29 protein-coding genes and 2 pseudogenes are annotated in these 26044 nt (G+C 71.6%); 17 read left to right on the forward strand and 14 right to left on the reverse strand.

The window, feature by feature from the left end:
• The first annotated feature begins 101 nt into the window (after positions 1 to 101).
• Both phoU and B446_RS39665 read left to right on the forward strand, forming a co-directional pair.
• Positions 102 to 791, forward strand: a complete 690-nt coding sequence (phoU, locus tag B446_RS17725; RefSeq protein WP_020940826.1) for a phosphate signaling complex protein PhoU — start codon at positions 102 to 104, stop codon at positions 789 to 791.
• Between the two features lie 121 nt (positions 792 to 912).
• Positions 913 to 1068 (forward strand): hypothetical protein, encoded by a 156-nt coding sequence (locus B446_RS39665; RefSeq protein ID WP_020940827.1) that lies wholly within the window; start codon positions 913 to 915, stop codon positions 1066 to 1068.
• A 63-nt stretch (positions 1069 to 1131) separates the two neighbouring features.
• On the opposite strand, the gene B446_RS17730 is transcribed toward B446_RS39665, so the two are convergent.
• From B446_RS17730 to B446_RS17740, 3 genes are all read right to left on the reverse strand, one after another.
• Complete coding sequence (locus tag B446_RS17730; RefSeq protein ID WP_020940828.1) at positions 1132 to 2316, reverse strand: STAS domain-containing protein; 1185 nt, start codon at positions 2314 to 2316, stop codon at positions 1132 to 1134.
• A gap of 77 nt (positions 2317 to 2393) precedes the next feature.
• Positions 2394 to 3146 carry a GAF and ANTAR domain-containing protein gene (locus tag B446_RS17735; protein ID WP_020940829.1) on the reverse strand — a complete coding sequence of 251 codons (753 nt, stop codon included), beginning with the start codon at positions 3144 to 3146 and terminating at the stop codon, positions 2394 to 2396.
• Positions 3143 to 4000: a GAF and ANTAR domain-containing protein gene (locus B446_RS17740; protein ID WP_020940830.1), complete on the reverse strand. Its 858-nt coding sequence runs from the start codon at positions 3998 to 4000 to the stop codon at positions 3143 to 3145. The genes B446_RS17735 and B446_RS17740 overlap by 4 nt, the downstream gene beginning before the upstream one ends.
• Before the next feature lie 376 nt (positions 4001 to 4376).
• On the opposite strand from B446_RS17740, the gene B446_RS17745 reads away from it, so the two are divergent.
• Both B446_RS17745 and B446_RS17750 read left to right on the forward strand, forming a co-directional pair.
• The gene (locus B446_RS17745) at positions 4377 to 4829 is read left to right on the forward strand and encodes an SHOCT domain-containing protein (RefSeq protein WP_020940831.1); all 453 of its coding nucleotides are present in this window, start codon (positions 4377 to 4379) and stop codon (positions 4827 to 4829) included.
• Positions 4830 to 4858: 29 nt separating this feature from the next.
• Positions 4859 to 5299, forward strand: coding sequence for a DUF7144 family membrane protein (locus tag B446_RS17750; RefSeq protein WP_020940832.1), 441 nt, complete (start codon positions 4859 to 4861; stop codon positions 5297 to 5299).
• Between the two features lie 329 nt (positions 5300 to 5628).
• Here B446_RS17750 and B446_RS17755 read toward each other — a convergent pair whose 3' ends face one another.
• The gene (locus B446_RS17755) at positions 5629 to 5781 is read right to left on the reverse strand and encodes a hypothetical protein (protein WP_234967508.1); all 153 of its coding nucleotides are present in this window, start codon (positions 5779 to 5781) and stop codon (positions 5629 to 5631) included.
• Between the two features lie 93 nt (positions 5782 to 5874).
• Positions 5875 to 6096, reverse strand: coding sequence for a hypothetical protein (locus B446_RS17760; protein ID WP_020940833.1), 222 nt, complete (start codon positions 6094 to 6096; stop codon positions 5875 to 5877).
• A gap of 258 nt (positions 6097 to 6354) precedes the next feature.
• On the opposite strand from B446_RS17760, the gene B446_RS41145 reads away from it, so the two are divergent.
• From B446_RS41145 to B446_RS17780, 4 genes are all read left to right on the forward strand, one after another.
• On the forward strand, positions 6355 to 6429 hold the full coding sequence (locus tag B446_RS41145) for a 50S ribosomal protein bL37 (RefSeq protein ID WP_106960698.1): 75 nt from the start codon (positions 6355 to 6357) through the stop codon (positions 6427 to 6429).
• Positions 6430 to 6702: 273 nt separating this feature from the next.
• Positions 6703 to 7461, forward strand: a complete 759-nt coding sequence (locus tag B446_RS17770; protein ID WP_020940835.1) for an SDR family NAD(P)-dependent oxidoreductase — start codon at positions 6703 to 6705, stop codon at positions 7459 to 7461.
• Between the two features lie 26 nt (positions 7462 to 7487).
• The gene (locus tag B446_RS17775; RefSeq protein WP_043478512.1) at positions 7488 to 7874 is read left to right on the forward strand and encodes a MerR family transcriptional regulator; all 387 of its coding nucleotides are present in this window, start codon (positions 7488 to 7490) and stop codon (positions 7872 to 7874) included.
• 436 nt (positions 7875 to 8310) lie between these two features.
• Positions 8311 to 8622 carry a hypothetical protein gene (locus B446_RS17780; protein ID WP_020940837.1) on the forward strand — a complete coding sequence of 104 codons (312 nt, stop codon included), beginning with the start codon at positions 8311 to 8313 and terminating at the stop codon, positions 8620 to 8622.
• 175 nt (positions 8623 to 8797) lie between these two features.
• Here B446_RS17780 and B446_RS17785 read toward each other — a convergent pair whose 3' ends face one another.
• Positions 8798 to 9322 (reverse strand): hypothetical protein, encoded by a 525-nt coding sequence (locus B446_RS17785; protein WP_020940838.1) that lies wholly within the window; start codon positions 9320 to 9322, stop codon positions 8798 to 8800.
• A 135-nt stretch (positions 9323 to 9457) separates the two neighbouring features.
• Here B446_RS17785 and B446_RS17790 point away from each other — a divergent pair.
• From B446_RS17790 to B446_RS17810, 4 genes and pseudogenes are all read left to right on the forward strand, one after another.
• A pseudogene (locus B446_RS17790) lies at positions 9458 to 9652 on the forward strand (DUF1877 family protein); the annotation flags it as partial.
• Between the two features lie 1205 nt (positions 9653 to 10857).
• Positions 10858 to 11829 carry a restriction endonuclease gene (locus B446_RS36125; RefSeq protein WP_020940841.1) on the forward strand — a complete coding sequence of 324 codons (972 nt, stop codon included), beginning with the start codon at positions 10858 to 10860 and terminating at the stop codon, positions 11827 to 11829.
• A 25-nt stretch (positions 11830 to 11854) separates the two neighbouring features.
• Positions 11855 to 12412, forward strand: a pseudogene (locus tag B446_RS40280) (replication initiator); the annotation flags it as partial.
• A 40-nt stretch (positions 12413 to 12452) separates the two neighbouring features.
• Positions 12453 to 12728 (forward strand): ribosomal protein L7/L12, encoded by a 276-nt coding sequence (locus B446_RS17810; protein ID WP_020940843.1) that lies wholly within the window; start codon positions 12453 to 12455, stop codon positions 12726 to 12728.
• 103 nt (positions 12729 to 12831) lie between these two features.
• On the opposite strand, the gene B446_RS17815 is transcribed toward B446_RS17810, so the two are convergent.
• Positions 12832 to 13593 carry a phosphoglyceromutase gene (locus B446_RS17815; RefSeq protein WP_020940844.1) on the reverse strand — a complete coding sequence of 254 codons (762 nt, stop codon included), beginning with the start codon at positions 13591 to 13593 and terminating at the stop codon, positions 12832 to 12834.
• 186 nt (positions 13594 to 13779) lie between these two features.
• Between B446_RS17815 and B446_RS17820 the strand changes: the two genes are divergently transcribed.
• Positions 13780 to 15102, forward strand: a complete 1323-nt coding sequence (locus B446_RS17820) for an MDR family MFS transporter (protein WP_020940845.1) — start codon at positions 13780 to 13782, stop codon at positions 15100 to 15102.
• Between the two features lie 135 nt (positions 15103 to 15237).
• On the opposite strand, the gene B446_RS17825 is transcribed toward B446_RS17820, so the two are convergent.
• Positions 15238 to 15663 (reverse strand): DUF2000 domain-containing protein, encoded by a 426-nt coding sequence (locus B446_RS17825; RefSeq protein WP_020940846.1) that lies wholly within the window; start codon positions 15661 to 15663, stop codon positions 15238 to 15240.
• A gap of 49 nt (positions 15664 to 15712) precedes the next feature.
• Between B446_RS17825 and B446_RS17830 the strand changes: the two genes are divergently transcribed.
• Entirely contained in the window at positions 15713 to 16522 is an 810-nt protein-coding gene (locus tag B446_RS17830; RefSeq protein ID WP_020940847.1) for a helix-turn-helix transcriptional regulator, read from the forward strand.
• Here the strand turns inward: B446_RS17830 and B446_RS17835 are convergent.
• The 3 genes from B446_RS17835 to mshA all read right to left on the reverse strand — a co-directional run bounded on the left by B446_RS17835 (position 16501) and on the right by mshA (position 20242).
• Positions 16501 to 18216 carry a glycosyl hydrolase family 28-related protein gene (locus B446_RS17835; protein ID WP_020940848.1) on the reverse strand — a complete coding sequence of 572 codons (1716 nt, stop codon included), beginning with the start codon at positions 18214 to 18216 and terminating at the stop codon, positions 16501 to 16503. The genes B446_RS17830 and B446_RS17835 overlap by 22 nt on opposite strands.
• A gap of 195 nt (positions 18217 to 18411) precedes the next feature.
• A complete protein-coding gene (locus B446_RS17840; protein ID WP_043475902.1) occupies positions 18412 to 18912 on the reverse strand; it encodes a YbjN domain-containing protein in 501 nt (166 codons plus the stop codon).
• A complete protein-coding gene (gene mshA, locus B446_RS17845; RefSeq protein WP_020940850.1) occupies positions 18905 to 20242 on the reverse strand; it encodes a D-inositol-3-phosphate glycosyltransferase in 1338 nt (445 codons plus the stop codon). The genes B446_RS17840 and mshA overlap by 8 nt, the downstream gene beginning before the upstream one ends.
• Before the next feature lie 187 nt (positions 20243 to 20429).
• On the opposite strand from mshA, the gene B446_RS17850 reads away from it, so the two are divergent.
• From B446_RS17850 to B446_RS17860, 3 genes are all read left to right on the forward strand, one after another.
• Positions 20430 to 21275, forward strand: a complete 846-nt coding sequence (locus B446_RS17850; RefSeq protein WP_419184159.1) for a class I SAM-dependent methyltransferase — start codon at positions 20430 to 20432, stop codon at positions 21273 to 21275.
• A 246-nt stretch (positions 21276 to 21521) separates the two neighbouring features.
• Positions 21522 to 22661 (forward strand): C40 family peptidase, encoded by a 1140-nt coding sequence (locus tag B446_RS17855; protein WP_020940852.1) that lies wholly within the window; start codon positions 21522 to 21524, stop codon positions 22659 to 22661.
• Between the two features lie 286 nt (positions 22662 to 22947).
• Entirely contained in the window at positions 22948 to 24252 is a 1305-nt protein-coding gene (locus tag B446_RS17860) for a PP2C family protein-serine/threonine phosphatase (RefSeq protein ID WP_020940853.1), read from the forward strand.
• Between the two features lie 125 nt (positions 24253 to 24377).
• On the opposite strand, the gene B446_RS17865 is transcribed toward B446_RS17860, so the two are convergent.
• The 3 genes from B446_RS17865 to B446_RS17875 all read right to left on the reverse strand — a co-directional run bounded on the left by B446_RS17865 (position 24378) and on the right by B446_RS17875 (position 26000).
• Entirely contained in the window at positions 24378 to 24728 is a 351-nt protein-coding gene (locus B446_RS17865; protein WP_043478526.1) for a DUF2516 family protein, read from the reverse strand.
• Between the two features lie 101 nt (positions 24729 to 24829).
• Positions 24830 to 25423, reverse strand: a complete 594-nt coding sequence (locus B446_RS17870) for a hypothetical protein (RefSeq protein ID WP_020940855.1) — start codon at positions 25421 to 25423, stop codon at positions 24830 to 24832.
• An 85-nt stretch (positions 25424 to 25508) separates the two neighbouring features.
• The gene (locus tag B446_RS17875; protein WP_020940856.1) at positions 25509 to 26000 is read right to left on the reverse strand and encodes a helix-turn-helix domain-containing protein; all 492 of its coding nucleotides are present in this window, start codon (positions 25998 to 26000) and stop codon (positions 25509 to 25511) included.
• Positions 26001 to 26044 lie beyond the last annotated feature (44 nt).

The following is a 26044-nucleotide window of genomic DNA, read 5'->3' on the forward strand; positions in this document are numbered from 1 at the left end:
CTTGGAGCCAGTACCGGTTCATTTCAGAGGGCAGAAACCGTCGCGTGCGGGACAGAACGTGGGAGCGTGGGGACCAAGCACACCTATGAGAGGGAACCCTGATGCGGGACGCGTACCACGAGGAACTGGACTCGATCGGCGACGGTCTGGTGGAGATGGCCCGGCTGGTCGGCTCCGCCATCGGGCGCGCCACGACGGCGATCCTCGACACCGACCTGAAGCTGGCCGAGAGCGTGATCGAGGCCGACCAGAAGGTCGACGAACTCCAGCACGACCTGGAGGCGCGGGCGATAGCCCTGCTCGCGCGCCAGCAGCCGGTGGCGACGGACCTCCGTATCGTCGTCACGTCGCTGCGCATGTCCGCCGACCTCGAGCGCTCCGGGGACCTCGCGCAGCACGTGGCCAAGCTGGCCCGGCTGCGTTTCCCCTCGCGCGCGGTGCCGCACGACCTGCACGCCACCATCCTGGAGATGGGCCAGCTCGCGCAGCGCCTGATGGCCAAGGCGGCCGAGGTGATCGTGACGAAGGACGTCGACCTCGCCCTCCAGCTGGAGCAGGACGACGACGACATGGACCTGCTGCACCGCACCCTCTTCCAGCACCTGATCGACGAGCGCTGGAAGCACGGCATCGAGACGGCCGTCGACGTGACCCTGCTGGGCCGCTACTACGAGCGGTACGCCGACCACGCCGTGGCGGTCGCCAAGCGTGTCGTCTACCTCGTCACCGGCGAGCACGCGGACGACCTCCAGCAGGACATCAAGCCGGTCACCGGTCTCGAAGGAGTCTGAGGCCGGGGGGCTCGAAGGCCGCCGGGCGGGCGCGCGGGCGCCTCTGTGCGCCGTTGATGCGCCCAGGGAAACGGGCATGCAATGGGCGAGGGCACCAGGCCCCCGTGTCGAGGAGGGACCCATGGCCGAATCCCCCAGCACCACGCCCGACCCCACCCAGGAGCGCGACACCGACCAGTCCGGCGAGATCAGGAGCCTGCCGCTCGTCGCCGCGTGCGGCTGCGGCTCGGGCTGCGGCTGCGGCTGCCAGTCGGGCGCTCCCTGCCAGTGCGGCTGACGGCGTACGACCGCTGAGGGGCCCCGGGACTCCCGGGGCCCCTCACGCGTGCCGGGGGCGGCCTCAGCGCAGCCGGGCGGCCCGGTGCAGGTCCTCCAGGGCGTCCGTCACCGTGGTCGCCCGGTACCAGTCGAGCCATGCCCCGGCCTCCCGGGCGGCGGTGTCCAGGGCGCCGAACTCGGCCTCGGTGTAGGCGTGGCCGGGCCTGGTGTGGAGGGTGGAGAACATACCCTGCGGACGGTCGTCGGGGCCGGGGATGGGCGTGCACTGCAGGGAGCGACTGTGCGCGGCCAGCATCACCGCCCGGGAGGGTTCGTCGTACTCCGGGGCGGTGGCGACGTCGTCGACGACCACCCGTTGGCCCTTGCGGGCGGCCTGGCCGCAAGCGCTGCAGACGTCGTCCACGACGGCGAAGAAGCGCACGAAGTCGGCCGGGAGGCCGCGGTGGGACTCCAGCCGCAGCGTGTGGTCGCCGGCGTCGATGAGCTGGACGTCGGCCATGTCCGCGTGGGTGATGGCGCAGACGGCGTCCCGCAGCGCGTCCAGGAACGCGGACAGCGACGGCGGCCGGTGGCCGGCCGGACGGGCGAAACCGACCGCGGGCTCGGCGGGCCGGGGGTGGCCGGGGAACCGGACATGGCCGGGACGGGGCGCGGTCTGCCGGACGAAGGCCGAGGCCAGGTGGACGGGCCGGAGGCCGTGCCGCCGCGCGACGCCCACCAGCAGGGCGTCGGCGGTGTCCGCGTCGCGCAGGCCGTAGCGCTCCATGAGCATGCCCTGGGCCCGGCCGGTCAGGGCCTGCGTGTGCAGGGCGTGCCGCAGTTCCACCGCGTCGGTGCGCAGGTAGGGCGCGGCGGCGGCCGGTCCGGGCAGCGCGGCGGCGACCGCCAGCGCGGCGGCGAGCGCGTCGGCGACCGACCGGTACAGCTCCGGCCCGGTCCGGCCCGCCCTGGTCCTGGCCAGCAGGGTCGCGGCCTCGGGGGCACAGGCGACCAGGCGCAGCGGGCGGCCGTGGGCGGCCGCGGCCTCGGCGCAGGCGTGCAGCACCTCGGCGCAGGCGAGGTCGAGCCGGTGCAGACCGCTGAGGTCCACGACGAGCTGGGCGGATCCGTGCGCGGCGAAGGCCGCGGCGAGGACGGGGCCGGTGGCGGCGTCCGTGGCGCCGTACAGGGCGATGACCGCCAGCCGGCCGGTGGCCGGTCCGGGGACCGTCAGGTCGGCCAGGGTCTCGCAGGAGAACTGCTGCATGCCCGCGCTCCCCGCGCTGGGAGGCCGCGTGATCCGGCGGACCCCGCGGCCGGGTGCTTCTCCCGGATCCTCCCAGCCTAGTCGCGTGCGGGCGGCGCGTCAGCGTCCGCGGTCAGCACGTCCCGCGGCGACAGGGTGCGCCGGACGAGGGCCTGCGCGGTGTCCAGCAACCGCCCGCGGTGGCCGCCGGCATGGGCGCGCAGGGCGGCACGGGCCTCGGGCAGGGACAGGCCGCCGACCTCGGCGATCATGCCGGACGCCATGTCGACGGTGGCCTTGGCGGCCAGGGCGGCCTGGACCCGGCCGCTGACGTCGGCGGGCCGCACCCGGTCCGCGGACCAGGTGACCAGGGAGACGGCGGTGACGTCGGCGAGCGTCTGGGCCAGTTCCAGGTCCAGCGGCGGCAGGCCGCCGGGTTTCCGGATCAGCATGTTGACCGCGCCGACGGTCTGCCGGTGGACGCGCAGCGGGACCGCGTGCACCGAGCCGAAGCCGCTGCGCAGCGCGAAGGGTGCCACCTGGGGCCAGCGGTCGCTGCAGGCGCTCATGTCGCGGGCGTCGACGCGCCGGCCCTCGCGGTAGCAGTCGAGGCAGGGGCCCTCGTCGGTCTGGAGCTGGAACAGCTCCATGAAGGCCGCCCGTTCGTCGGTGACCGCCAGAGTGCGCAGGTCGCCGCGGGCCGAGGCGACCATGACGCCCACGGCGTCGGCGCCGGCGATGTCGACGCAGGCGCGGGCCAGCCGGTCCGCGAGCACCACGGGGTCGACGTCGTCGGCGAAGGGGTCGGCCAGCCCGACGACCGCCTCGGCGAGCTGCTGTTCCCGGCTCATGACCGGTCACCGTCCCTTCCCTCTCCGTCGCGCCGGCCGTCGTCCTGAGGGCCGTCGTCGCCGTTCTCGCCGCCGGGCTCCGGCTCGAAGCGGAGCTTGCGTGCCAGGACCTCCCGGGCCACCTGGCTGACGGTACGGCCCTCGACGAAGGCGCGGGCCCGCATCCGGTCCAGGGCCTGCTCCGGGTCGACGTCGAGCTGCACCATCACCATGCCGACCGCCTGGTAGACCTCGGTGTGGTCGGCTTCCGACGCCTCCACCCAGGACGCTACCTCCTCGTCGGTGGCCTCCTCGGTGCCCGGGTGCGCCGGCTGGGTGCTCATCAGGGCGTACGTGACGGCGTCCCGCACCCACAGCGCCGTCCGCAGGTCCGGTTCGGACAGGCCGCCGACCCGGTCGCAGTACAGGTCGAGGGTGCCGAGGGCGGCCCCGCTGACGCCCAGGGGCAGGGAGAACACCGCGGACACGCCGAGCCCGACCGCCTCGTGCGCGAAGATCGGCCAGCGCCGCGCGTCGCGGCCCGCGGTGAGGTCGGACGCGAGGACCGGGGCGCCCTGTTCGAGGGCGGAGTGGCAGGGCCCGTCCCCCATCGTGTACTGCAGCTCGGCCAGCCGGGCCGCCACCCGGTCGCTGGCGCACCAGGTCATCTGGACGCCCCGGCCCCCGGAGATGGACACCGAGGCCCCGCTGACCGGCAGCAGCCGTACGCAGGCCGCGCACAGCGCGTCCGGGACCCGCCGCGGGTCCGTGACCTCCCGGGCCGCCGCGGCCAGCGCCTCGCTGACCCGCAGCCGTCCCCGGTAGTCCGCGGACGCGCCGCCACCCGCCCACTCGTCGGGCCGATCGGGTGGCATGGTCATCACCCCCGTGGTGGCGTTCGCGTTCGGTCAACGGCCATGATCTGTCAGTATCCCCTTGTGTTCCCCTGAAGCACGCCCGGCACGGGTGCCCGGCGGGCTCTCGGCGGCCGAGTTCCCCGGTCGCGAAGGGTCATGACATCGGGGTGCCGGGGTGTTCCGCCGCTGGTGCGCCGTCGCCGCCGGCCGGCCACGCGGTCGCCGGGCGTGGGGTGCGCGCGCAGGCGGCGGGCGGCCGACGCGGACGTCCGGAGCGGGCCCCGACACGAAATCACCCGGCCGGTGTGAGGCCGGCGGCCCCCCTTCGGGCGCAGCGTGGACCCAGGACACCATCCGGGTGAGGACCCGGGCGGGAGACGAAGGGAACACGCAGATGTTTCTCGCGTACGACTACCCCCTGCTGAGCGCCTTCTGGACCATGCTCTGGTTCTTCCTCTGGATCATGTGGTTCTTCCTGCTCTTCAAGATCGTCTTCGATATCTTCCGGGACGACTCGCTGGGCGGCTGGGGGAAGACCGGGTGGCTCGTGTTCGTGATCGTGCTGCCGTTCCTCGGCGTCTTCGTGTACCTGATCGCCCGGGGCAAGGACATGGGCCGCCGCGACATCGAGCAGGCCCAGGCCCAGAAGCAGATGTTCGACTCCTACGTCCGCGAGACGGCTGCCACCAGCCGGCCCAGCAGCACGGACGAACTCGCCAGGCTCGCCGAGCTGCGCAAGCGCGGCGACATCACTCAGGAGGAGTTCCAGCGGGCCAAGGCCCTGATCCTGTCCGACGCCCGTCCGGCGAACAGCGACACCCCGGTCAGGACGCCCAGCTCCCACTGAGCGCCGGCCGGAGCAAGCGAGGCTGAGAGATGACCACGACACACACCACACAGACGCACGCGCGCAAGCAGCAGTGGGCCGGCGGACTGATGCTCTTCGGAGCCGTCATGCTGATGGTCGCCGGAGTGATCGACATCTTCCGCGGCATCATGGGGATCGCCAAGGACGACGTGTTCGTAGCGGCCAACGGCTACGTCTTCCGGTTCGACCTGACCGGCTGGGGCTGGGTCACCCTCATCCTGGGCGCCGTCGCCGTGGTGGTGAGCCTGGGACTGTTCCAGGGGGCGATGTGGGCCAGGATCTCCGGCATCGTCATCGCCGGCCTGATCATCATCGCCAACTTCCTGTCCCTGCCGTACGCACCCCTGTGGTCCACCCTGATGATGGCCTTCTCCGGAGTGGTCATCTGGGCTCTGTGCGTGGCGCAGCCCCAGGAGTCGACGCCCCCGAGGACCCCGACGGGCGTCTGACCGCGCTACGACCACAGACCGCAGACCGCGGGCCGACCCCAGACCGATCGCCCGGCAGACGCCTCCCCGGCCACCAAGTATGGCCGGGGACCGCCGTGTTGCGGGCGGGGCGGACAAGGTCCTGCCGTCGACGGTGGCCGGTGCCACGGGGAACGTCCGCGCCGACGACGGCTCGCGCCCCGCACGGCGCAGGGCGTGCGGCGCATCGCGTGTGATGCACCGCGTGTGATGCATCGCGTGTGATGCATCGCGTGTGATGCACGGCGGGTGGTGCAGGGCGGGTGGTGCAGGGCGGGTGGTGCAGGGCGGGTGGCGTGTGGCCTGGGGAGCTAGGCCGCCCTGGACCGCGAGGCGCGGAGGCCCGGGGCGGGCTCCTCCACGTCCTCGAACGCGAACGCCTCGTCCCCGAAGTCGGGGGCCTGGAAGGGGTTCGTCGCCGGGGGCGGCGAGGCCGCGGCGGAGCGGCTGGGCTGGCCTTCCACGGCGGAGAACAGCGATGTCGTTTCGATGAGAGGACTCTCTTTCGTTACAAGTCCCGGACGGGACCTGGTGTGCCGTGACCGGGCACTGCGGTCCTACAACTTGGTCATCTTGGCGTACGGGCTCAAGATCCGCATCTGCGCCGAGCCGAAGTCCACCATGGCGGCGATCCCGTCCTCGACACCGATCACCCGGCCGAGTCCGTACACGTCGTGCGTGACCTGGTCCCCCACGGCGAAGTGCTTGGGAACCGGTGCGACCGGAGCCTTGAAGGGGCTGGTGGGCAGGTGGCGCCTAGGCGCGGCAGGCTTGGTCATGGCTCAGTATGCGCCTCCGCGCAACCCCTCCGCTGTGGCGATCGGCACAGATCCACTTCGCCAGGGCCCTTTCACCCTCCTGACCTGCGCTTTCGCAATTCGACCCGGCTTCGCCCGAGTACCCCCCGAACGCGACCGCGTGGAGCCGGTCGCGCCGGGTACCCCTCCTCCCCGGTCGGCCGCGCTGATGCGGTCGGCCCCGCGCCGAACCTAGACTGACGAAGTCACCGAACAGGTCACATTAGGGAGAAATGCGCCATGGCGAAGCGAGGCAACAAGCGACGCGCCCGCAAGAAGAAGAAGTCGAACCACGGCAAGCGCCCCAACGCCTGAGCCGACCTGCGCGACAGGCCCAGCACCGGGCCGAGCCCCCTGCCACGGGATCCCCGGGCAGGGGGCTCGGTCGTCACCGGCGCGATCACCCTCGCCGTGACGCGACCGGTTTGTCCCATGTCGACAGCACCACGCCACCCCGCGCGCGCCCCCTTCCCTGTACTCGGCACTCCGCGCGGAGGTCGTCACGGAGGCGTGAGGCGCGGGCGGGGCGGTACTTGTTCCGCCGGGACGTTGACCTTGCCACTGGCGGCAGGGTTGAACGATGCCGCCATGAACAACACAGCACCGCGAAGCGGCAGGGTCGTCGCCGTCACCGGAGCGGGCAGCGGCATCGGCCGGGCGACGGCCCGCGCCTTCGCCGCCCAGGGCGCCCGCGTGATCGCGATCGGCCGACGTGACGAACCGCTGAAGGAGACCGCGGCGGGGGACGACCGGATCACGCCGCTGCCCGCCGACATCACCGCCGAGAGCGAGCCGGAGCGGATCACCCGGACCGTGCTGGAGAGGTGCGGCCGGCTGGACGTACTGGTCAACAACGCCGGCATCGTGCGCAGCGGCACCCTCGGCACGCTGACACCGGAGGACGTCACGGCCCAGCTCGCCACCAATCTCGTCGCTCCCGTCCTGCTGGCGCAGGCGGCGCTGCCGCTGCTGGAGACCTCGGGCGGAGTGATCGTCAACGTCAGCACGTCGGTGGGACAGCGAGCCTGGCCCGGCAACTCGGTCTATGCGGCGACGAAGACCGCTCTGGAACTGCTGACCCGCAGCTGGGCGGTCGAGTTGGCACCCCACGGCATCCGTGTGGTGGCGGTCGCCCCGGGCGCGATCGACACCCCCATCGGGGACCACCAGGGCCTGACGCCGGAGCAGAGGTCCGCGGTGCGGCGGTGGCAGGTGGCGCACACCCCCATGGGCCGGATCGGCCGCCCTGAGGAGGTGGCCTGGGCGATCACACAACTCACCGCCTCGGACGCGTCGTTCGTCACCGGCGTCGTCCTTCCGGTCGACGGAGGAGCCGTCGTGGCGTGATAGGAGTGGCCCGGGAGGTGCAACGGGTGCGCATCGGTGAGCTGGCCAGGGCGACGGGGGCGACCGCTCGTGCGCTGCGGCACTACGAGCAGGCCGGGCTGATCTGCTCCGAGAGAGCTTCCAACGGCTACCGCGTCTACGACGACCTGACCGTGACGCGAGTCCGCAACATCCGCTACCTGCTGTCCGCCGGACTCGTCCTGGACGACGTACGCGTGTTCCTGCCCTGCCTGGACGGCGACATGGCTGCCGCCCCGCCCTCGGACAAGGGACTACAGGTCGCGCTGGAACGGCTGGCCGTCCTCAACGAACGCATCGCCGCCCAGACCGAGACCCGCGACCGCCTGTCAGCCGCCCTCCGCGAGAAGACCGGCGCCCGCCCCGGCCACCCCTCATCGCCTGACGTTACATAAGCGGCCCCTGCTCCACGCGCCGATGCGCGCCACCCGCCTATGACGGTATGGGGCCCGGTCCGAAAGGAGGCCGACCCCCGCTTCGACGCCCGTGAAGCAGCCGTGCCGAAGGCCAGGGGGGTCAAGCAGCCGTGCGCCTCGGGATCACCGCTTGAAGAGCGGTGCGTCAGCGCTCGCGGCCCTCAGGTGGGGACGTCAGGCGGCCCGGGGCGCGATGCTCACCGCACGGTAGTCGTAGCCGTCCAGCTTGTGGCCGGGGGCTTCCCATGGGATCCGCGTGGCCGACTACACCCTCTCCTCACCGAGGCAGGATCCTACGGACGGGCGCAGGCCCGCAGGGGATGGCGTTCGGCGCCTAGAGTTTTCCTCCGACAGGAGCCGGATCCCGGCGAGCGCACGGCCCCATCTTCCTGACGGCCCGAAGGCAGGCGACGTTGTGACAGCTCGAAGCCAGGACCACCACCAAGCGGTCTTCGAGCGTCTGCCCGGGATCGTTCGCGCCCTGGTCGCCGATCACACACCGCACCTCCCCGCCTTCAAGGGGCTGGTGATCACCGGCACCGACCGCATGCGGCTGTACCTGACAGCACCCGACGGAAGCCTCACCTACGGCGCCGACGTGATCATCAGCCACACCGGCCCCGGCCTGCTCGCCGGAATCACATCCGGCTACCTCGACAATGAGCACGCCCAAAAGCCGACCGACGACCCCCTGTGCGACGTGGTCGTGGACCTGACCAGCTACTGAACCGGGCGCGGGGAATCCTGGGAGCCTGCGTTTTCACTGTTCAGAGGCGGTGGACACGTGCGCTTGGTGGTCGCGTTTGGCCACTGCCGAGCGGCCCCTCGGACGGCCCTTGGGCGATGACCCCTTCGTCCCGAAGCAACCGGGAGCCCTGGGAAGTCGGGAATCCCTCGTCCGCCTAGGGATGTGCGTGGTCGTGGGCCAGGCCGCAGGCGTCGTCACGCAGATGCAGTCTGCGGAGATCCTGGACCAGAGCGACGGGAAAGGGATGGAGCATCCACTTGGCCTGGTAGCCGGCCTCGCCGTGCTCTGTGAACACAGTCTGAGCGGCGTTCAGCACGGCGTGGGAGAACAAGCGACGCGAGTGTGCCGACTGCCAGATCACCGTGCCGGCGCTGTCCGGTAGGTCGGGGCTGACCGAGACATCGGGGAACTCGTAGATGGTCACGTCGATCAGGGCATCCTCGGCACGGAGCACCCAGCGGATTTCCTGCGGTTCGGCGTCGAAGAAGAATCGGGTCGTGCGCTGCTGCCCGTACAGCCCTCCTGCAGCTGCCACGAGATCCGCCAACGCATCGGTGCAGTAGCTGACTACGAGCGAAGCCTGAGAAAAGTCGTTGGCCAGGTGGCACCTCGCCCAACCATGGTCCCGGAGCTCCCACTTCAGCTGAAGGGCGCCCGTTGGCGCCTGAGCGAACGGCACAGGAAACAGGCTATCGGGCAGCGTTCGGCCCTCAGCTTGGGAACCTTTACCGGGCTGCCACGTGCCGCCGTCGTTGCGGTCAGCGCTGCCGTCGGCTCGGCGGTCCAACCATGAGACCCGAAGCTCGCAGCGGAGGCTCTGCGGGCTACCAACTATGACCAGCTCCTGAGAGGTGTGGATCCTGCCGAACTGACCAGCGCCGAGGTGTACCCCCTCGGATGGGGCGAGCCTGGCGCACTGGAGTGGGGTCGTCACTGGTACGACGACCTCACTCAGTTCTTCGAGGCCGCCGCCAGAGCGGACGACGCGGTGCTCGTCTGGTTGGACTGATAGGCAGATACAGGGGTGAGACCTCAGCTTGGGAAGCTTGGGTCTTCTGGCGGCGAACACTGGTGTGACCAGCATCGATATGGTGCTCGGATCTCTCGGATGCGCAGCCAAGTCCCCGCTGTTCCCCGTGATTCTCCGTAGAATCTGGCACACGAATGGCACACTGCCCCTCCTGCTTACCTGAGTGCTGGGCTGGCTGCCGCGCAGGACTTCCTTGGGCTCGGTGAGGGTCTGCGCTAGCCAGGCGCCTCCCAGCCCACCGCGTCCCTGGCTCAGGCGCAGGCGGGGTACTTCGTCAAGGAGACAGCGACATCCACGCAAGCTGTGCCGGCGTTGAAGTCCGTGCCCATGAACGTCTCACGAGAACTCGGCGCCGCAACAGGGTAGAGCCTTCGCATGAAGCTGTGTGCTCGGTCCTCAGCCTGCCTTCCGCTGTGCTTGTCACTCAGTGGCTCAGAGACATGGGCCCTGATCAATGTGTGGTACCAGCGGTTCATCTCCCCGATGTGCTGGGTCAACCGCCCCCACGGATCGGAGCTGTAACCGATTTTGATGTGAGGGTGGCTGCCAGCAATCTCCAGGACATAGAGGCGATGCTCACGGAACCCGTCCTCGCTGAGGAAGGCCCGAACCTCCTCTCGGGCTCGGCCCTGTACGCGCATCGCCAGAGCGGGCAAGGGTCCATCCCCAGCGTTGCGCATCAGCCGGCGAGCGACCGTGTGCGGGTTCTTGATCAGAACTACCCTGCGCGGCGGTACAGGGAGAGGCGCGAGAGGAGCGAACGTAAGGGAGGGGGGAGTGCTCACCGGCATAGCCTGAGTCTGGCCTAACTGGCCGCTACAAAAAGCCAGTTGGACCGATTGCAACCGCGCTGGTATGAAGCCCCCGGCATCACCGATTCCCGCTAGTGAGGGGCCTCCGGGCACCCTCAAGCGGTATACCCCGGCAGGGTGCGAACCTGCGCGCACGGCTCCGGAGGCCAGGTCTGGACGAGTCCACGGGTGACACGAGCGCCACGTGAGGAGCGAGGCTGCGTGTCAGGGGGCGACCTGCGGTTATGTCTGTCGAGTTGGCGGGCGTGAAACGCCCGCAGTCACCCTGGTTGACTGCTGATGACCTTCGCGTCTGGCACAACTGTGGCACACAACGGCGCTGGGCTGGAGACGCTGAGTCTTGAGCCATGCCTACACAGGTAGCCTGCGCGCATGGAGCACTTCGACTTGCTCGCGGTCCGGGGGATTCTGGCCGATGAGATCGACACCGGCGGTAACCACGTTGCTGTCATGGTGGAGATGCTGAAGAGCATCGCAAACGGAGCCGACGAGCCCTACCCCGTACCATCGTTTGGCGAACAGATCACCAGACTCGCTGCTCTCCTCGACGCTGTCTTGGTGATCGCCGATCTTCTTGACGCCGCGATGGACGATGCGCTAGTGGAGGGTGTCACGGAGATCTCGTTCCTGTATGCAGATCACCTGATTAGTCTTAGTACTGAATTCCAAGCTTTCCTGAACGCTCAGAAACTCGACGTGCTGCGCATTCGGCGACAACTCGTGAATGTGGAGCGTCGCTTCTGGGGTTCGCTATTGGCTAGACATGAAGACATAGTGCGGGACGATATGCTTTTCGGCGCCAGAATGCGGACTGTCGTGATTGCTCCGGACGAGCTCAAGCGACAGCTAGACGCCGTTCAACGGATCGCCGGCCAGGTCGTCGAGATGGTACAGAGGCAGCCTGAAGCGCTCTTTGCTTCTGTCTCCACGATCCCGATGGAGGCGGTTGACCAGCTCGACCATGGCGCTTTCGAGAGGCTGATAGTAGCGCTCCTGAAGCGAGATGGGTTTTCAGTCCTTCAGGCGGGAGGTCGCAAAAACGACCGAGCGGCCGACGTGATCGCCTCCGGGTACTTCGGGCAACGCTTCGTTTTTCAATGCAAGCACACTGCAGGCCGCCGAAACGTCGGTGCGCCTGACCTTTATGAGGTGAACGGAACTGCGAAAGACATCCATAAGGCTGACATTGCCTTTGCCGTTACCAATGGCGGCTTCACGAAGGATGCAGTTGAGTTTGCCAACCATGTCGGCATCCGTCTGATCGGTCGTGACCGCCTCCGACAGTGGGCGGAGGCGGGACAGCCGCTGACCGGTGTCATGGAGGAAATACCTCCCTCATCCTGACTACCCGAGTTCATGAATGAGACGGCGGACGCACTTCGCCAAGGTCGCCGAGTACCAGAAGCGCGGAGCCGTCCACTTCCACGCCGTGATCCGCCTCGACGGCCCCGGCGGCGGCGACACTCCGCCCCCAGCCTGGGCGACCGCCGAACTACTGAGCGGATGGTGCGCACGTCGAGCTCTCGGCCGAAGGCGAAGGTGTGCGCACGGCCGTCGATGACGGGGCCGTTGGCCGACTTCGACGGCGGCCAGGAGCTGACCGAGCGGGCCGTCGCGGCCTACATCGCCAAGTACGCCACCAAGCGCGGAGACCGCCACGGGAGCTCTCGACCGCCCGCTCAGGAAGCCGGGCGGGTCGTACGCCGAGGCACGCGAGAACGGCATGCACGCCCTGCGGCACTTCTACGCCTCGGTGCTCCTGGACGCGGGCGAGAACATCAAGGCCCTCGCCGAGTACCTCGGCCACTCGGACCCTGGACTGACTCTCCGCGTGTACGCGCACCTCATGCCGTCGAGCCAGGAGCGGACCCGCAAGGCCGTGGGCGCTGTCTTCGACGCCGCCAAAAGGATGCGACACGACGGTTGAGGGCTCGTACGCTCCGGACCGGAGAAGGGCGGGGAGAGCAATGGCCGACGAGTACTTCGTGCTGGTGTGCGACGAGGTGCCGCATGACGTGGTGCTCACCGATCCTGGTGTCCGCGTGATGGACGTCGTCCAGGTCGTGCGTCGGCTGACGGGGCTGAGCCTCTGGCGAAGCAAGGTTCTGGCGGCGCAGGCGCCCGCCGTCATTCTGGCCGGCGTGCCCCAGGAAGACGCGGCGGCAGCCGTCTCGGCCCTTCGTGATGTGGGGGCCCGGGCAGAGGAGAGAGAACAGCCGCAGCCGGGCTTCCTGGAGCACTGAGCACGGCCCGATCAACCGGCTGACGGCCCGGAGACGGCCCAGAGGCAGCAACAAGCCCCCTACTCGCGGAGAAACCGCAGGCAGGGGGCTTGAGCGTGCGGGCTTACTTCTTCTTGCCCTGGTTCTTGACCGCCTCGATCGCCGCCGCCGCGGCCTCCGGGTCGAGGTACTTGCCGCCGGGGGTGACCGGCTTGAAGTCGGCGTCCAGCTCGTAGTAGAGGGGGATGCCCGTCGGGATGTTCAGGCCCGCGATGTCGGCGTCCGAGATGCCGTCCAGGTGCTTGACCAGGGCGCGCAGGCTGTTGCCGTGGGCGGCGACGAGGACCGTGCGGCCCGTCAGGAGGTCGGGGACGATGCCGTCGTACCAGTACGGAAGCATGCGGACGACGACGTCCTTCAGGCACTCCGTGCGCGGGCGCAGCTCCGGCGGGATCGTCGCGTAGCGGGCGTCGTGCGCCTGGGAGAACTCGGAGTCGTCCGCGAGCGGGGGCGGCGGGGTGTCGTACGAGCGGCGCCAGAGCATGAACTGCTCCTCGCCGAACTCGGCCAGCGTGGCCGCCTTGTCCTTGCCCTGCAGCGCGCCGTAGTGCCGCTCGTTCAGGCGCCAGCTGCGGTGGACCGGGATCCAGTGGCGGTCCGCGGACTCGAGGGCGAGCTGCGCGGTGCGGATCGCGCGCTTCTGGAGGGACGTGTGGACCACGTCGGGGAGCAGGCCGGCGTCCTTGAGCAGCTCACCGCCGCGGACCGCCTCCTTCTCGCCCTTCTCGTTGAGGTTGACGTCCACCCAGCCGGTGAACAGGTTCTTCGCGTTCCACTCGCTCTCGCCGTGGCGGAGGAGGATCAGCTTGTACGGTGCGTCGGCCATGCTTCAGAGCCTAATCGACGGATTCCGCCCCCAGGGCGCCCGCCCAGCAGCCGGACAGTTGACGTCATCTGCTAATTGAGTGGCCCCGGCCTGATCCCCGCTTGTAAGTTCCAGGTGCCGCTTCAGCCGCTTACACCGCCGTCCGTCTCGCCGCGTCTCGCCGTACATCTCCGTGGGGGTCCTGTCATGTCCGAAGCCCGTCTCAGACGTGCCGCACGGGAGACCGTCTCCGGTCTCCCCCGCGAGTTCTGGTGGCTGTGGACCAGCACCCTCGTCAACCGGCTCGGCGCCTTCGTCGCCACCTTCATGGCGCTCTACCTCACGCTCGACCGCGGCTACTCCGCCACCTACGCCGGTCTCGTCGCCTCCCTGCACGGGCTCGGCGGCGTCGTCTCCTCGCTCGGCGGCGGAGTGATGGCCGACCGGCTCGGCCGGCGGCCCACCCTGCTGATCGCCCAGTCCGCCACCGCCGGCTCGGTCGCGCTCCTCGGCTTCGTGCACGACCCGGTCGCCATCGCCGCCGTCGCCTTCCTCGTCGGCATGGCCTCCAACGCCTCCCGGCCCGCCGTACAGGCGATGCTGGCGGACATCGTCCGGCCCGAGGACCGGGTGCGGGCCTTCTCGCTCAACTACTGGGCCATCAACCTCGGCTTCGCCGTCTCGTCCATGGGCGCCGGCTTCATCGCCCAGTACAGCTACCTCGCCGGGTTCCTCATCGAGGCCGGCATGACCCTGGCCTGCGCGATCGTCGTCTTCCTCAAGCTGCCCGAGTCGCGGCCCACGGCCATGGCCAAGCAGGCGGGCGAGGACGACGTCCGGCTCGGCACGGTGCTGCGCGACGGGCGGTACATGGCCGTCGTCGGGCTGTGCTTCCTGGTCGCGCTCGTCTTCCAGCAGGGTTCGGTCGGGCTGCCGGTCGCCATGGGCCGCGCCGGGTACTCCCCCGCCGACTACGGCCTCGCCATCGCCGTCAACGGCTTCCTGATCGTCGCCCTGCAGATCCCGGTCACCCGCTTCATCGAGCACCGCGATCCGCGCCGGCTGCTGGTCGTGTCGTCCGTCCTCGCCGGGTACGGCTTCGGGCTCACCGCCTTCGCCGGATCGGTCGGCGTGTTCGCCCTCACCGTGTGCGTGTGGACGCTCGCCGAGATCGTCAACGCCCCGACGCAGACCGGGCTCGTCGTCGCGCTCTCGCCGGTCCACGGGCGCGGCCGCTACCAGGGCGTGTACACCCTGTCCTGGTCCGTCGCGGCACTCATCGCCCCGCTGATGTCCGGTGCGGTCATCGACCGGTTCGGCGCGGAGTGGCTGTGGGGGATGTGCGCGCTCGTCGGCACGGCGGCCGGCGTCGGGTACGCGGTGCTCATGCGGGGGCTCCCGGAGGAGCGGGCGCTCGCGGAGGAGCCGGGGCTCGCGGAGGGGCGGGCGGCGGACGCGGACGCGCCGGTCGCCGCGGCGGCCGGCCCCGAGGCCCACACACCGGTGCCGGTGCCGGTGCCGGAGCCATGACCGGCCCCCAGCCCGAGCCCGAGGTCAGCACGGCCTGAAGGGCGGACGGGGCCGGCCGGGGCGGTGGCCCCAGGGGGCGGGCGACGCAGCAGACCGAGGCCGGGTGAGGGAGAACCGGCGCGGCCGGCGGTCACCTCACGGATGCATCCGCGCCCCCTTCAGCACCTTGTCCACCGCGTTGCGCGGCCCGTGCACGGCCAGGCCGACCACGTCCAGGTCCGCCGTCGGGACGGCCCGTACCGCCGCCCGGTTGTCGCGGTCGTTGCCGGTGCCGAAGAGGTCGGCGGTGAAGACGGCGCGGGGCAGGGCGCGGGTGAGGGCCTTGGCGTGGGCCGCCTTCAGGGTCTCCTTCGTGCCCTCGAAGACCAGCACCGGCTGGCGGAACATCGGCAGGTAGGCCACGCCGTCGGCGTCCTCGTAGGGCTCGCCGACCAGCTCGGGCAGCCGGCTGCCCAGGCCACTGACGAGGAACGCCGTCACGTTCAGGCGCTGCCAGGGCTCCAGGTCCTCGCGGAGCAGCACGGCGATCTTGGTGTCGAAGCGGATCGGGTCGGTGTCCATGCGATGAGACTGCCGCTCGCGGCGCGGGACCGTCTTGTACGTTCTTTGCGTGGCCGCAGTCGCTCAGCCGGACGTCTCCGCCTGGCGCCCGCGCATCCCGGGCGTGGTGGAGGTCTTCCACGCCCACTTCACCGAGTACGCCTATCCGATGCACGTCCACGACGCCTGGACGCTGCTCATCGTCGACGACGGGGCCGTACGGTACGAGCTCGACCGGCACGAGCACGGCACCCCGCACGACACCGTGACGCTGCTGCCGCCGCACGTCCCGCACAACGGCTCCCCCGCCACCCCGCACGGCTTCCGCAAGCGGGTGCTGTACCTCGACGCCAGCCACCTGGGCGACGAGCTGATCGGCCCGGCGGTGGACGGGCCCGACCTCCGGGACCCGGTGCTGCGGCTGCGGGTCGGGCAGCTGCACGGCGCGCTGTCCCGGGCCGGTGACGAGCTGGAGGCGGAGAGCAGGCTGGCCCTCGTCGGGGAGCGGCTGCGGGACCACCTGCGGCGGCGATCCGCCGGCGCCGACCGCACCCACCGTCCCGACCCGGTGCTCGCGCGCTCCCTGCGCGAACTGCTCGACGAGCACCTCGCCGACGGGCTCGCCCTCGCCGACGCCGGGCGGGTGCTGCACGCCCATCCCGCCCATCTCGTACGGGCGTTCAGCACCGCCTACGGCCTTCCCCCGCACCAGTACCTGACGTCCCGCCGGGTCGGGCGGGCCCGCCGGCTGCTGCTGGACGGGCGGTCGCCGGGCGAGGTGGCGGCGGCGACCGGGTTCTGCGACCAGGCCCATCTGACCCGGCACTTCAAGAAGCTGGTGGGGGTCACCCCGGGGCGCTACCGGCTCAGCGCGCGCTGAGCGTCGTACAGGTTGCGCGGGCGTACGACGTCCGTGGTGCCGTACAGCTCCAGGCGGGAGCGCAGGTCGCCGGTGAAGTCGGGGACGTCGGTCTGGTCGAACTCGCGGACCTCGTTCAGGCCGACCGTCGCCGAGCGGGGCGCGAGACCGTCGATCTTCACGAGTCCGGCGCGGCCGTTGGTGACCCGGATGTTCCAGTGGGTGAAGCGGGCCCCGAAGAGCGGGCCCGCGCTGGCGTCGCCGCCGTGGCGGCCGTCGTTCTCGACCGTGATGTCCGTGCGCACGTTGGCGAAGGGCAGGCCGCGGTGGCTGTCGAAGGTGCCCATCCGCATGTCGCCGCGCGACCAGACGTTGTGGGAGGACAGTCCCTCGACGTTGATGCCGTGCAGCTGGGTGCCGGCGGGCGCGGGGACGGTGCGCCGCTCGACGGTGAAGTCCTCGACCAGGTTGTCGTGGGAGCCCTCTCGGCAGAAGTAGGGGTGGTGGGAGCCGCGGCCGGCGACCCGGGTGCGGCGCAGGGTGCAGGCGGAGGCGGCGACCAGGCCGAAGCCGTTGTCGACGTGCCGGACCGTGACGTCGTCCACCCAGCAGTCGTAGGCGCACTGCAGGACGACGCCGTTGTAGCCCTTGTCCAGGAGGTGCGGGGACTGCGGGGTCTGCACCGCCTCCAGGGTCAGCCCCTCCACCCCCGAGCCGGTCAGCTCCGGGACGTGCGTGGTCAGCCGGGGGTCCCACTCGGGGCGCAGGTCGAGCGGCAGCGGGCGTTCGAGGGTGACGCGGCGGCCGCGCACCCGGGTGATCCGTACGGGCCACTCGTAGGGGACGTACGAGGTCAGCTTGGTCTTGTCGGCCCAGGAGTAGGCCGCTGGGCCGGGGCCACCGCCCGACATGTGCTGCAGCAGGGTGTGGGTCTCGTCGTCGGCGAGGCGCAGCAGGACCAGCCGGCCGGGCCGGAGGCGGTGCGCGTCGGCGACGGTCACCGTCCAGGAGCCCTGGCGGGCCGGTTCGACCGTCGTGAGGGTCGTCCACTCGTCCCGCGCGTTGCCGGTCCAGCCCTCGAAGGGCCAGGCGCGGGATCGGATCGCCGCCACCAGGGAGTCCAGGCGGGCCCTGGGGGCCAGCCAGATCAGTCCTCCCGCCCAGGACCAGGACGACTTGTCGCCGCCGTAGCGCGAGCCGTAGGGGCCGATCAGTTCGGTGAGGTTCCTGGTGGCGTACAGGGTGGTGCGGCCGCTGCCGGCGCCGCGCAGGACGACGCCGGAGTCGCCGACGCGGATCACGTCGTCGATGCGGAAGGTGCCGGGCGGGATGGTGACCGTGCCACCGCCGGCCTCTCCGGCGGCGGCGATGGCACGGTTGATCGCGGGTGCGCAGTCCGTGGTGCCGTCCGGCACGGCGCCGAAGTCGGTGACGTCGGCGACGGTGCGGGGGCGGGGGAGGCGGCGGGTTCCGGCGCGGCACCCCGCCCGGCCGACGAACGGCACCTGCGGGTGGGTGAACGGGGTGCGGGCGAACTCATGCCACAGGGCGGGGATTTCACCCCTCGCATCGGGTGTTCCGGCTGCCCCGGGGGCGGCGGCCCGGGAGGCGGGTGCCGCTGCCGCCGTGCCCGTCGCCGCGCCCGTCACCGCCCCCAGGGCCACGGCGGTGGCGCCGGCGAGGAGTGCGCGTCTGCCGATGTGCTCGTGGTTCATGTCCGGCCACCCCTTCGTATTCATGGATATGAACGACGTTCAGGAATGCGTCGCCGGCGAGCATGCCACGGAGCCCCGGGGCGGGGAAGGGGGCGTGCGGCGAGAAGACGCGGGAGCGGCCAGGCGCTGCCGGAGACCGGGAGGCCCGAGGGCCAGGAGACCGGGAGGCCCGAAGGCCCGAGAGGTCCGGGCGCGCTAGTCGGCCGGGCGCTCGATCAGGCTCTTGAACGCGTCCAGGTTCTTGGTCGACTCGCCCCGGGACACCCGCCAGGCGTGCTCCTTGCGGATCGCGGTGGCGAAGCCCAGCTCCAGCAGGGTGTTGAAGGCGCCGTCCGCGGCCTCCAGCACCTGGCCGAGCAGACGGTCGGTCTCCTCGGGGGTGACGGCGGCGAGCGGCAGGCGGGCCGTGACATAGATGTCGCCGAGCCGGTCGACGGCGTAACCCACGCCGAACAGCTTGAGGTTGCGCTCCAGCAGCCAGCGGTGGACGCCCGCCTCGTTCTCGTCCGGGTGGCGGACGACGAAGGCGTTGAGGGAGAGGGTGTGGCGGCCCACGAGGAGCGAGACGGTGGTGGAGAGCTTGCGCGTGCCGGGGAGTCTGACGACGTAGTTCCCGGTCTCCGGGCTCTCCCACTCCAGTTCGGCGTCCTTCAGCACGCCCTCGATGACCTGTGCGGCCCTCTCCACATCACCCATGCTGGGAGCGTACGCGACGGCGGTGGGACTGGGTCGCGGCCGTGTACACGTCCGCGGTGACGGCCGCCGCGGTGTCCCAGCCGAAGCCCTGCGCGTGCCGGGCGGCGGCCGCGCCCATGTCCGTGGCCAGGGAGGGCTCGTCGGCGAAACGGCGCAGCACGCGCGCGTAGGCGGCGGGGTCGTGGCCGTCGACGAGGAAGCCGGTGACGCCGTCGCGCACGGCCACCGGGAGCCCGCCGACCGCGGCCGCGAGGACCGGGGTGCCGGCCGCCTGCGCCTCGATGGCGACCAGGCCGAAGGACTCGCTGTAGGACGGCATGACGAGGACGGAGGCGGCGCGGAACCAGTCCGCGAGCCGCTCCTGACCGACCGGCGGGCAGAACCGTACGACGTCGGCGATGCCGAGCCGCGCGGCGAGCTTCTGCAGCCCCTCGGGCTTGGCGAGGCCGCTGCCGCTGGGGCCGCCGACGACGGGCACGACGATCCGGGAGCGCAGTTCCGGGCGCTCGTCCAGCAGCACCGCGACCGCACGGAGCAGGATGTCGGGGGCCTTCAGGGGCTGTATGCGGCCCGCGAAGAGCGGGACCAGCGCGTCCTGCGGCAGGCCGAGGCGGGCGCGGGCGGCGGCGCGGCCGTCGCCGGGGCGGAAGCGGTCGAGGTTCACTCCCGGGTGGACCACGGCGACCTTGGCGGGCTCGGCCGCGTAGTGCCGGGCGAGCTCGGCGGCCTCCTCCGCGGTGTTGGCGATGAGCCGGTCGGCGGCGGCGACGATCTGGGTCTCGCCGATGACGCGGGCGGCGGGCTCGGGGGTGTCGCCTGCGGCCAGGCTGGCGTTCTTCACCTTGGCCATGGTGTGCATGGCGTGCACCAGGGGGACGCCCCAGCGCTGGGCGGCGAGCCAGCCGACGTGGCCGGAGAGCCAGTAGTGGGAGTGGACGAGGTCGTAGTAGCCGGGGCGGTGGCCGGCCCACGCCTGCATCACGCCGTGCGTGAAGGCGCAGAGCTGGGCGGGCAGCTCCTCCTTGGCGAGGCCCTCGTAGGGGCCGGCGTCGACGTGCCGGACGAGGACGCCGGGGGCGAGCGGGACGGTGGGCGGAAGGCCGCCGGCCGTGGCCCGGGTGAAGATCTCGACCTCGATGTTGATCGCGGCGAGCCGCTGGGCCAGCTCCACGATGTAGACGTTCATGCCGCCGGCGTCGCCGGTGCCGGGCTGGTGCAGCGGCGAGGTGTGCACGGAGAGCATGGCCACGCGCCGGGGCCTGCGGTGCAGCCTGAGGCGCGAGGGGGCCGACGGGGAGCGACGCCCGAGCCTGGCGGCGTACTGGCTCACGTGGCGGTCCTCCTTGCTGCGGGCATGCCGGACGGAGGACCGGTCTCGCCCTCCACGGGGGTGCAACAGTGGCGCGTTCGGCTCCCATTCCCGATCAAGACGCTTTAACGAATCATTACCCTTGCTCGCTCAACCGTTCGACGACGTGTCGTCTTGGCCCACCGGGTACCCGCCTACCCTCGTAGCCATGGCACCCCGCGCGACGACCCTCCCCCCCGCCCGGCTCCGCTCGGGCGGGCCCGTCGTGGGAACGGTGACGCGCGGCACGACGAACCCCAACCGGCTGCGCCGCATGGACCGCTGGATCGCGGCCACGCACGGCGCCGAGCTGCGCCGCGCCGTGGACCCGGTGGCCGTGGACCTCGGCTACGGGGCGGCGCCGTGGACCGCCGTCGAGCTGCTGGGCCGGCTGCGGACCGCCGCCCCGCGCACCCGCGTGGTCGGCGTCGAGATCGAACCGGAGCGGGTGGCCGCGGCCAAGCCGTACGAGCGCGAGGGGCTGACCTTCCGGCACGGCGGCTTCGAGGTGCCCGTCCCCGGCCGGCCGGCCCTCGTCCGGGCCGCCAACGTGCTGCGCCAGTACGACGAGGAGCAGGTCGCCGCGGTGTGGGAGCGGCTGTGCGCGCGGCTCGCCCCGGCGGGCGGCGGCTCGCGCGGCGGGCTGCTGGTCGAAGGCACCTGCGACGAGATCGGGCGCCGGCACGTGTGGGTGGCGCTCGGGCCCGAGGGGCCCCGGACGGTGACCTTCGCGACCCGGCTGGGCTCCCTGGACCGCCCCTCCGACCTCGCCGAGCGGCTGCCGAAGGCGCTGATCCACCGCAATGTGCCGGGCGAGCCGGTGCACGCCTTCCTGCGCGACTTCGACCGCGCCTGGGCGGCCGCCGCGCCCTACGCCTCCTACGGCGCCCGCCAGCGCTGGATCCGCACGGTCCGCGCGCTGCGCGCCGACTGGCCGGTGACGGACTCCCCGGCCCGCTGGCGCCAGGGGGAAGTGACGGTCTCCTGGGCGGCGTTGGCACCGCGCACCCGCTGACCGGCGACACGCCGGGCGGGGCGGGGCGGAACGATCTCCGTGCGTCGTTCGTCACATCGGCGGGGAGATCGTCGTAGCGGGCGGACGCCCCGGGGAGAAGTGCGGACGGGCGGGGAGGGCGCCGGCGGGCCGGGTGCGGACGGGTGATGATCCGACTTCCGACGACCTCTGTCGTTTTGCGCGAGTCCGTGGCACGATCCCTCAGGCCACGTAAGTTACTGACGGTAAATCAGGTTGGGGGAGAGTATGGGTACGGGCAAACGCGGCCTGCTCACGGCAGCCGTCACCGTGGTCTGCGCGGTGACCGTGCTGGCGGCACCCGGCACGGCCTTCGCCGCCCCGAAACCCACCCCGAGCACGAGCACGAGCACCGTCCCCGGCACCGTCCCCGGCACCGGCGCCGCCCCGCGCGCGGGCGCGACCCCCGGCGCGGTGCCGACTCCCCCGCCGGACAAGGACCTTGAGAAGGTCCGCGAGAGACTCGACCGGCTCTACCACGACGCGGCGGTGGCCACCGACTCCTACAACGCGGCCGAGGAGCGGGCGAAGGAGCAGTCCGCCCGGATCGTCGCGCTGGCGAAGAAGATCGTCGCGGGGCAGCGGAAGCTGGACCGCCTGAAGGACCAGGCGGGCGCGTCGGCCCGCGCCCAGTACCGCGGCGGCGGACTGCCGCCCACGGCCCAGTTCCTGCTCAGCGACGACCCGCAGCAGTTCCTCGACGGCGCCGGCACGGTGCTCAACGGCCAGCGGGCGACGACCAAGCTGATCGGTGAAATGACCCGCACCCAGCAGGAGTTGCGCGAGTACGCCGACGACGCCTCCGCCCAGTGGCGCAAGCTCGACGCCAACCGCAAGGCCAAGGCCGTCGCGAAGAAGAAGATCAAGCGGCAGATCGCGGAGGCCGAGCAGCTGGAGTCCCGGCTGGAGAAGAAGCAGAAGGAGCGGCTCGCCGAACTGGAGCGCCAGGCCGCGTACAAGGCGCAGACCCAGTGGCTGGACACCGGCATCCTCAAGGAGATCGACGGCAAGGCATCCCAGCAGGGCAGGAAGGCGGTCGCGTTCGCCACGGCCCAGCTCGGCAAGCCGTACGTGTGGGGCGCCGAGGGCCCGGACTCCTTCGACTGCTCGGGCCTGACCTCCCAGGCCTGGGCGGACGCCGGGCACCCCATCCCGCGCACCTCGCAGGAGCAGTGGCGGCAGCTGAAGCACGTCGACGTCAAGGACATGCGCCCCGGCGACCTCATCATCTACTTCGACGACGCCAGCCATGTCGCGATGTACGTCGGGGACGGCGCGATCATCCACGCGCCGCGTCCGGGGCGCACCGTGACGGTCGCGGGCGCGGGCACCATGCCGATCCTCGGGGTCGTCCGGCCGGACGCGTGAGCCACGTCATGTGACGGCCCCCACGCGCGCCCGCCGGGCCGCCGTGTGACCCACCGCACCCCCAATCCCCGGCGAAACCCGGGGGGTACGTGAGCTTCGTCATTCGCCCCGCCGGGGCGGCCTGTCCAACTGCGGTACGGAACGCGGCATATGACGGTGGCCTGCACTGGAGCGACGGGGCTCACACCATTCCATCGGGGCGGGCTGTACCGCTAGGGTCACCCGTCGGTGGGTCGAGGTCCCTCGCACCCGCCATGCCCTCGGGGGGAGGGAAGGAACCAGGACGATGCCCGTACCCGTACCGCGGCAGAGAGCGATCCCGGCCGTGGAGAGTGGTCAGGCGCACGCCGCAGCCCAAGGTGGCCCCCTCAAGGAAGAGGCTCACCGCAGCGCCACGACCGGCGGCGCGAACGCCGCCCCTCTCACCCTGCTGCTGATCGAGGACGATCCGGCCGGGTCGCCGATCGTGCCCGAACTCGTGGACGCCTCCGGCAAGCCCATCCGGGTCCGCACCGCCCGCAACCTCACCGAGGCCGAGCGGCTGCTCACCGACGACGTCCACTGCATCCTGCTGGACCTCGCGCTGCCCGCGCCCGGCCGGCCCGCCGGCGAGGACGCCGACGAGCTCGCGGTGCTCCGGCACGTGCTGCGGCTCGCCCCCCGGCACGCCGTGCTCGCCCTGACCGCCTCCGGCGACGCCGAGCGCGGCGCCGAGGCCGTGCGTGTCGGCGCCCAGGACTACCTGTTCCGCGACGAGCTGGACGGCCGGCTGCTCAGCCGTGCCATCCGCTACGCCGTCGAGCGCAAGCGCTCCGACACCGCCGAGCGGCGCCTCGCCGAGGGCAAGCTCCGCGCGCAGGAGAACCGGCGCCTCGAGCGCGGGCTGCTGCCCACGCCGCTGCTGGACGGCGCCTCGCTGCGCTTCGCGGCCCGCTACCGCCCCGGCCGCTCCCGCGCGCTGCTCGGCGGTGACTTCTACGACGCCGTCCGCACCCCGGACGGCACCGTGCACGCCATGATCGGCGACGTCTGCGGCCACGGCCCGGACGAGGCCGCCCTCGGCGTGGAGCTGCGTATCGCCTGGCGGGCGCTGACCCTGGCCGGGCTGTGCGGGGACGAGCTGCTGGGCACGCTGCAGCAGGTGCTGGAGCACGAGCGCGCGGACGACGAGATCTTCGCGACGCTGTGCACGGTGGACATCGCCCCCGACGGCCGCCGGGCCGGGCTCTGCCTGGCCGGCCACCCGTCGCCGCTGATCGCCCGCCCCGGCCGCGCGCCGAAGCTGCTGCCGTACGACAACAACGGCCCCGCCCTCGGCCTGCTCCCCGGCGCCCGCTGGCCCCGGATGCAGGTGGAGCTGGGACGCGAGTGGAGCCTGATGCTCTACACCGACGGCCTGATCGAGGGCCGGGTCGGCACGGACGGCGAGCGGCTCGGGCAGGACGGGATGGTGGACATGATCCGCCGCCAGCTCGCCGAGGGCCTGCGCGGCGAGGATCTGCTGCGCGCCGCCGTGAGCGAGGTACGCGACCTCAACGGCGGCGAGCTGACGGACGACGTGGCGGTGGTCCTGCTGGACCGCACCGGCTGAGCGGGACACCTGGCGGCGGCTCAGCGGCAGCGGGTGCCGGCTGAGCCGCTCAGCGGCAGCGGCAGCGGCAGCGGGTGAGGGTGTGGGCGCGGGACCGGCTCAGCGGCCCCGCCGCGGGCGCCGGCTCAGCGGCCGCCGTTGTAGGGGCCGTACGGGCCGTCGCTGCTGCTTCCGCCGCGGCGGCGGCCCCAGCCGTTGCCGCCGCCGGAGACCTGCTTGAGCGCGGGGCGCACGTCCACCAGGTAGACGATGCTCGCGATCAGGCCGGCGATCGGCAGGATGCCGAGGATCGAGAACAGGTAGCTGACCACGAGCGCGATGCCGAGGACGATCAGCCAGAAGACCTTGTTCTGCTTGTCGGCCGCGCGGAAGGCGTCCTCGCGCCGGAACGCGGCGTCGACCAGCCCGAACGCGGCGAGGGCCATCAGGACGATCTTCAAGATCCCCATGAACCCCGCGAAGCCCAACATCAGCATGGTGCCCACCGCCCGCCGTCTCCCGATCCTTACTTCGCCACGCTACCCGGAGAACGGGCCGGTCACCGCAAAGGTGCCCGGCCCGTTCGTGGTTCCCCCGGTCACTCGGCCGGCGGAGTCGTCTTCTTCGTGGTGGGAGTGGCCGCCTTGCGGGGAGCCGGGGCCTTCTTCGCCGCGGGCCTGCGCGCCGCGGCGGGCTCGGTCCTGGCCTCGGCCGGCTTCGGCTCCGCGACCGGCTCGGGCTTGCCCTCGACGGCGATCGCCAGGTCCTCGATCTCCTCGGCGGCCTCGCCGCGCCAGGTCTTCACGGCCTGCTCGCCGTGCTCGGCGACCCGCTCGTAGGCCTCGCGCGCCTTGACGGCGTACTCGGCGGCGACGCCCACCCCGCGCAGGGCGAGGTCCTGGGCGTTCTCACCGAGCTTCTTCAGGTCGACGTCGAGGTTCCCGATGAGCTCGTTGACCCGGGACTGCAGGGTGGCCTGCGCCTCCTTGGCGCGGTCGGCGGCCTTCTCCTGCACGGCCTTCGGGTCGGTGTTGCGCACGGCCTCGATGCGGGCCGGGGCCTCGGCGCGCAACTGCTCGACCAGCGCGGGCACCTTCTTGGCCTGCTGCAGGGCGAGGTCGGCCGTACCGGCGGCGAAGTAGAGCGGAGTCGGGTCGCTGAAGGTCTTGCGCAGGTCGTCGGTGATGGCCATGGTGATGGTCCTCCCGGATTCGCGTTCGGCTGAGGTTGGTGTGGTCCGCGGTGCCACGACCGGGGCTGACTTGTCGAGGGCCCGCCTATCCGGTCGTCCGCCGCGGACCGGCATCACTGCCGCCGGCCGTGCGGGTGCCGCGTACGTCGGTGTCGCTCGGGGCATCGGTGCCGCCGGCCGGTTCCTCCACGGTCCCCTCACCGGGGTCCCGCGCCGGTTCGCCGATCCAGAATCCGTTCTCCTTGCGGAACGACTCGTAGATCTGGAGCAGCACCTGCTTCTGCCGCTCGTTCAGCGTGGGATCGGCGAGGATGACGGCGCGCGTCTCCACCTCGTCCCGATCCCGTTCGGCGTCGAGGATCCCGGCGCGGACGTACAGCGTCTCGGCGGAGATGCGCAGCGCCTTGGCGACCTGCTGGAGCACCTCCGCGCTGGGCTTGCGCAGCCCGCGCTCGATCTGGCTCAGGTACGGATTGGACACCCCGGCGGCGTCGGCGAGCTGCCGCAGCGAGAGCTGGGCGTTGCGCCGCTGCTCGCGCAGGTACTCACCGAGATTGCCGACGTTGAGCGATGCCATGCCTCCACCATGCAGCAACTGCGCTAACAATTGCAAGCATCTGC

Origin of the sequence: Streptomyces collinus Tu 365 (assembly GCF_000444875.1) — a bacterium.
Taxonomy (GTDB): Bacteria; Actinomycetota; Actinomycetes; order Streptomycetales; family Streptomycetaceae; genus Streptomyces; species Streptomyces collinus_A.

Excerpts from the sequence above, each read along its gene's own strand:
- phoU (WP_020940826.1), top strand. The coding sequence starts at position 102 with ATGCGGGACGCGTACCACGAGGAACTGGACTCGATCGGCGACGGTCTG.
- B446_RS39665 (WP_020940827.1), top strand. The coding sequence starts at position 913 with ATGGCCGAATCCCCCAGCACCACGCCCGACCCCACCCAGGAGCGCGAC.
- B446_RS17730 (WP_020940828.1), bottom strand. The coding sequence starts at position 2,316 with ATGCAGCAGTTCTCCTGCGAGACCCTGGCCGACCTGACGGTCCCCGGA.
- B446_RS17735 (WP_020940829.1), bottom strand. The coding sequence starts at position 3,146 with ATGAGCCGGGAACAGCAGCTCGCCGAGGCGGTCGTCGGGCTGGCCGAC.
- B446_RS17740 (WP_020940830.1), bottom strand. The coding sequence starts at position 4,000 with ATGCCACCCGATCGGCCCGACGAGTGGGCGGGTGGCGGCGCGTCCGCG.
- B446_RS17745 (WP_020940831.1), top strand. The coding sequence starts at position 4,377 with ATGTTTCTCGCGTACGACTACCCCCTGCTGAGCGCCTTCTGGACCATG.
- B446_RS17750 (WP_020940832.1), top strand. The coding sequence starts at position 4,859 with ATGACCACGACACACACCACACAGACGCACGCGCGCAAGCAGCAGTGG.
- B446_RS17760 (WP_020940833.1), bottom strand. The coding sequence starts at position 6,096 with ATGACCAAGCCTGCCGCGCCTAGGCGCCACCTGCCCACCAGCCCCTTC.
- B446_RS17770 (WP_020940835.1), top strand. The coding sequence starts at position 6,703 with ATGAACAACACAGCACCGCGAAGCGGCAGGGTCGTCGCCGTCACCGGA.
- B446_RS36125 (WP_020940841.1), top strand. The coding sequence starts at position 10,858 with ATGGAGCACTTCGACTTGCTCGCGGTCCGGGGGATTCTGGCCGATGAG.
- B446_RS17810 (WP_020940843.1), top strand. The coding sequence starts at position 12,453 with ATGGCCGACGAGTACTTCGTGCTGGTGTGCGACGAGGTGCCGCATGAC.
- B446_RS17815 (WP_020940844.1), bottom strand. The coding sequence starts at position 13,593 with ATGGCCGACGCACCGTACAAGCTGATCCTCCTCCGCCACGGCGAGAGC.
- B446_RS17820 (WP_020940845.1), top strand. The coding sequence starts at position 13,780 with ATGTCCGAAGCCCGTCTCAGACGTGCCGCACGGGAGACCGTCTCCGGT.
- B446_RS17825 (WP_020940846.1), bottom strand. The coding sequence starts at position 15,663 with ATGGACACCGACCCGATCCGCTTCGACACCAAGATCGCCGTGCTGCTC.
- B446_RS17835 (WP_020940848.1), bottom strand. The coding sequence starts at position 18,216 with ATGAACCACGAGCACATCGGCAGACGCGCACTCCTCGCCGGCGCCACC.
- B446_RS17840 (WP_043475902.1), bottom strand. The coding sequence starts at position 18,912 with ATGGGTGATGTGGAGAGGGCCGCACAGGTCATCGAGGGCGTGCTGAAG.
- B446_RS17850 (WP_419184159.1), top strand. The coding sequence starts at position 20,430 with ATGGCACCCCGCGCGACGACCCTCCCCCCCGCCCGGCTCCGCTCGGGC.
- B446_RS17855 (WP_020940852.1), top strand. The coding sequence starts at position 21,522 with ATGGGTACGGGCAAACGCGGCCTGCTCACGGCAGCCGTCACCGTGGTC.
- B446_RS17860 (WP_020940853.1), top strand. The coding sequence starts at position 22,948 with ATGCCCGTACCCGTACCGCGGCAGAGAGCGATCCCGGCCGTGGAGAGT.
- B446_RS17865 (WP_043478526.1), bottom strand. The coding sequence starts at position 24,728 with ATGCTGATGTTGGGCTTCGCGGGGTTCATGGGGATCTTGAAGATCGTC.
- B446_RS17870 (WP_020940855.1), bottom strand. The coding sequence starts at position 25,423 with ATGGCCATCACCGACGACCTGCGCAAGACCTTCAGCGACCCGACTCCG.
- B446_RS17875 (WP_020940856.1), bottom strand. The coding sequence starts at position 26,000 with ATGGCATCGCTCAACGTCGGCAATCTCGGTGAGTACCTGCGCGAGCAG.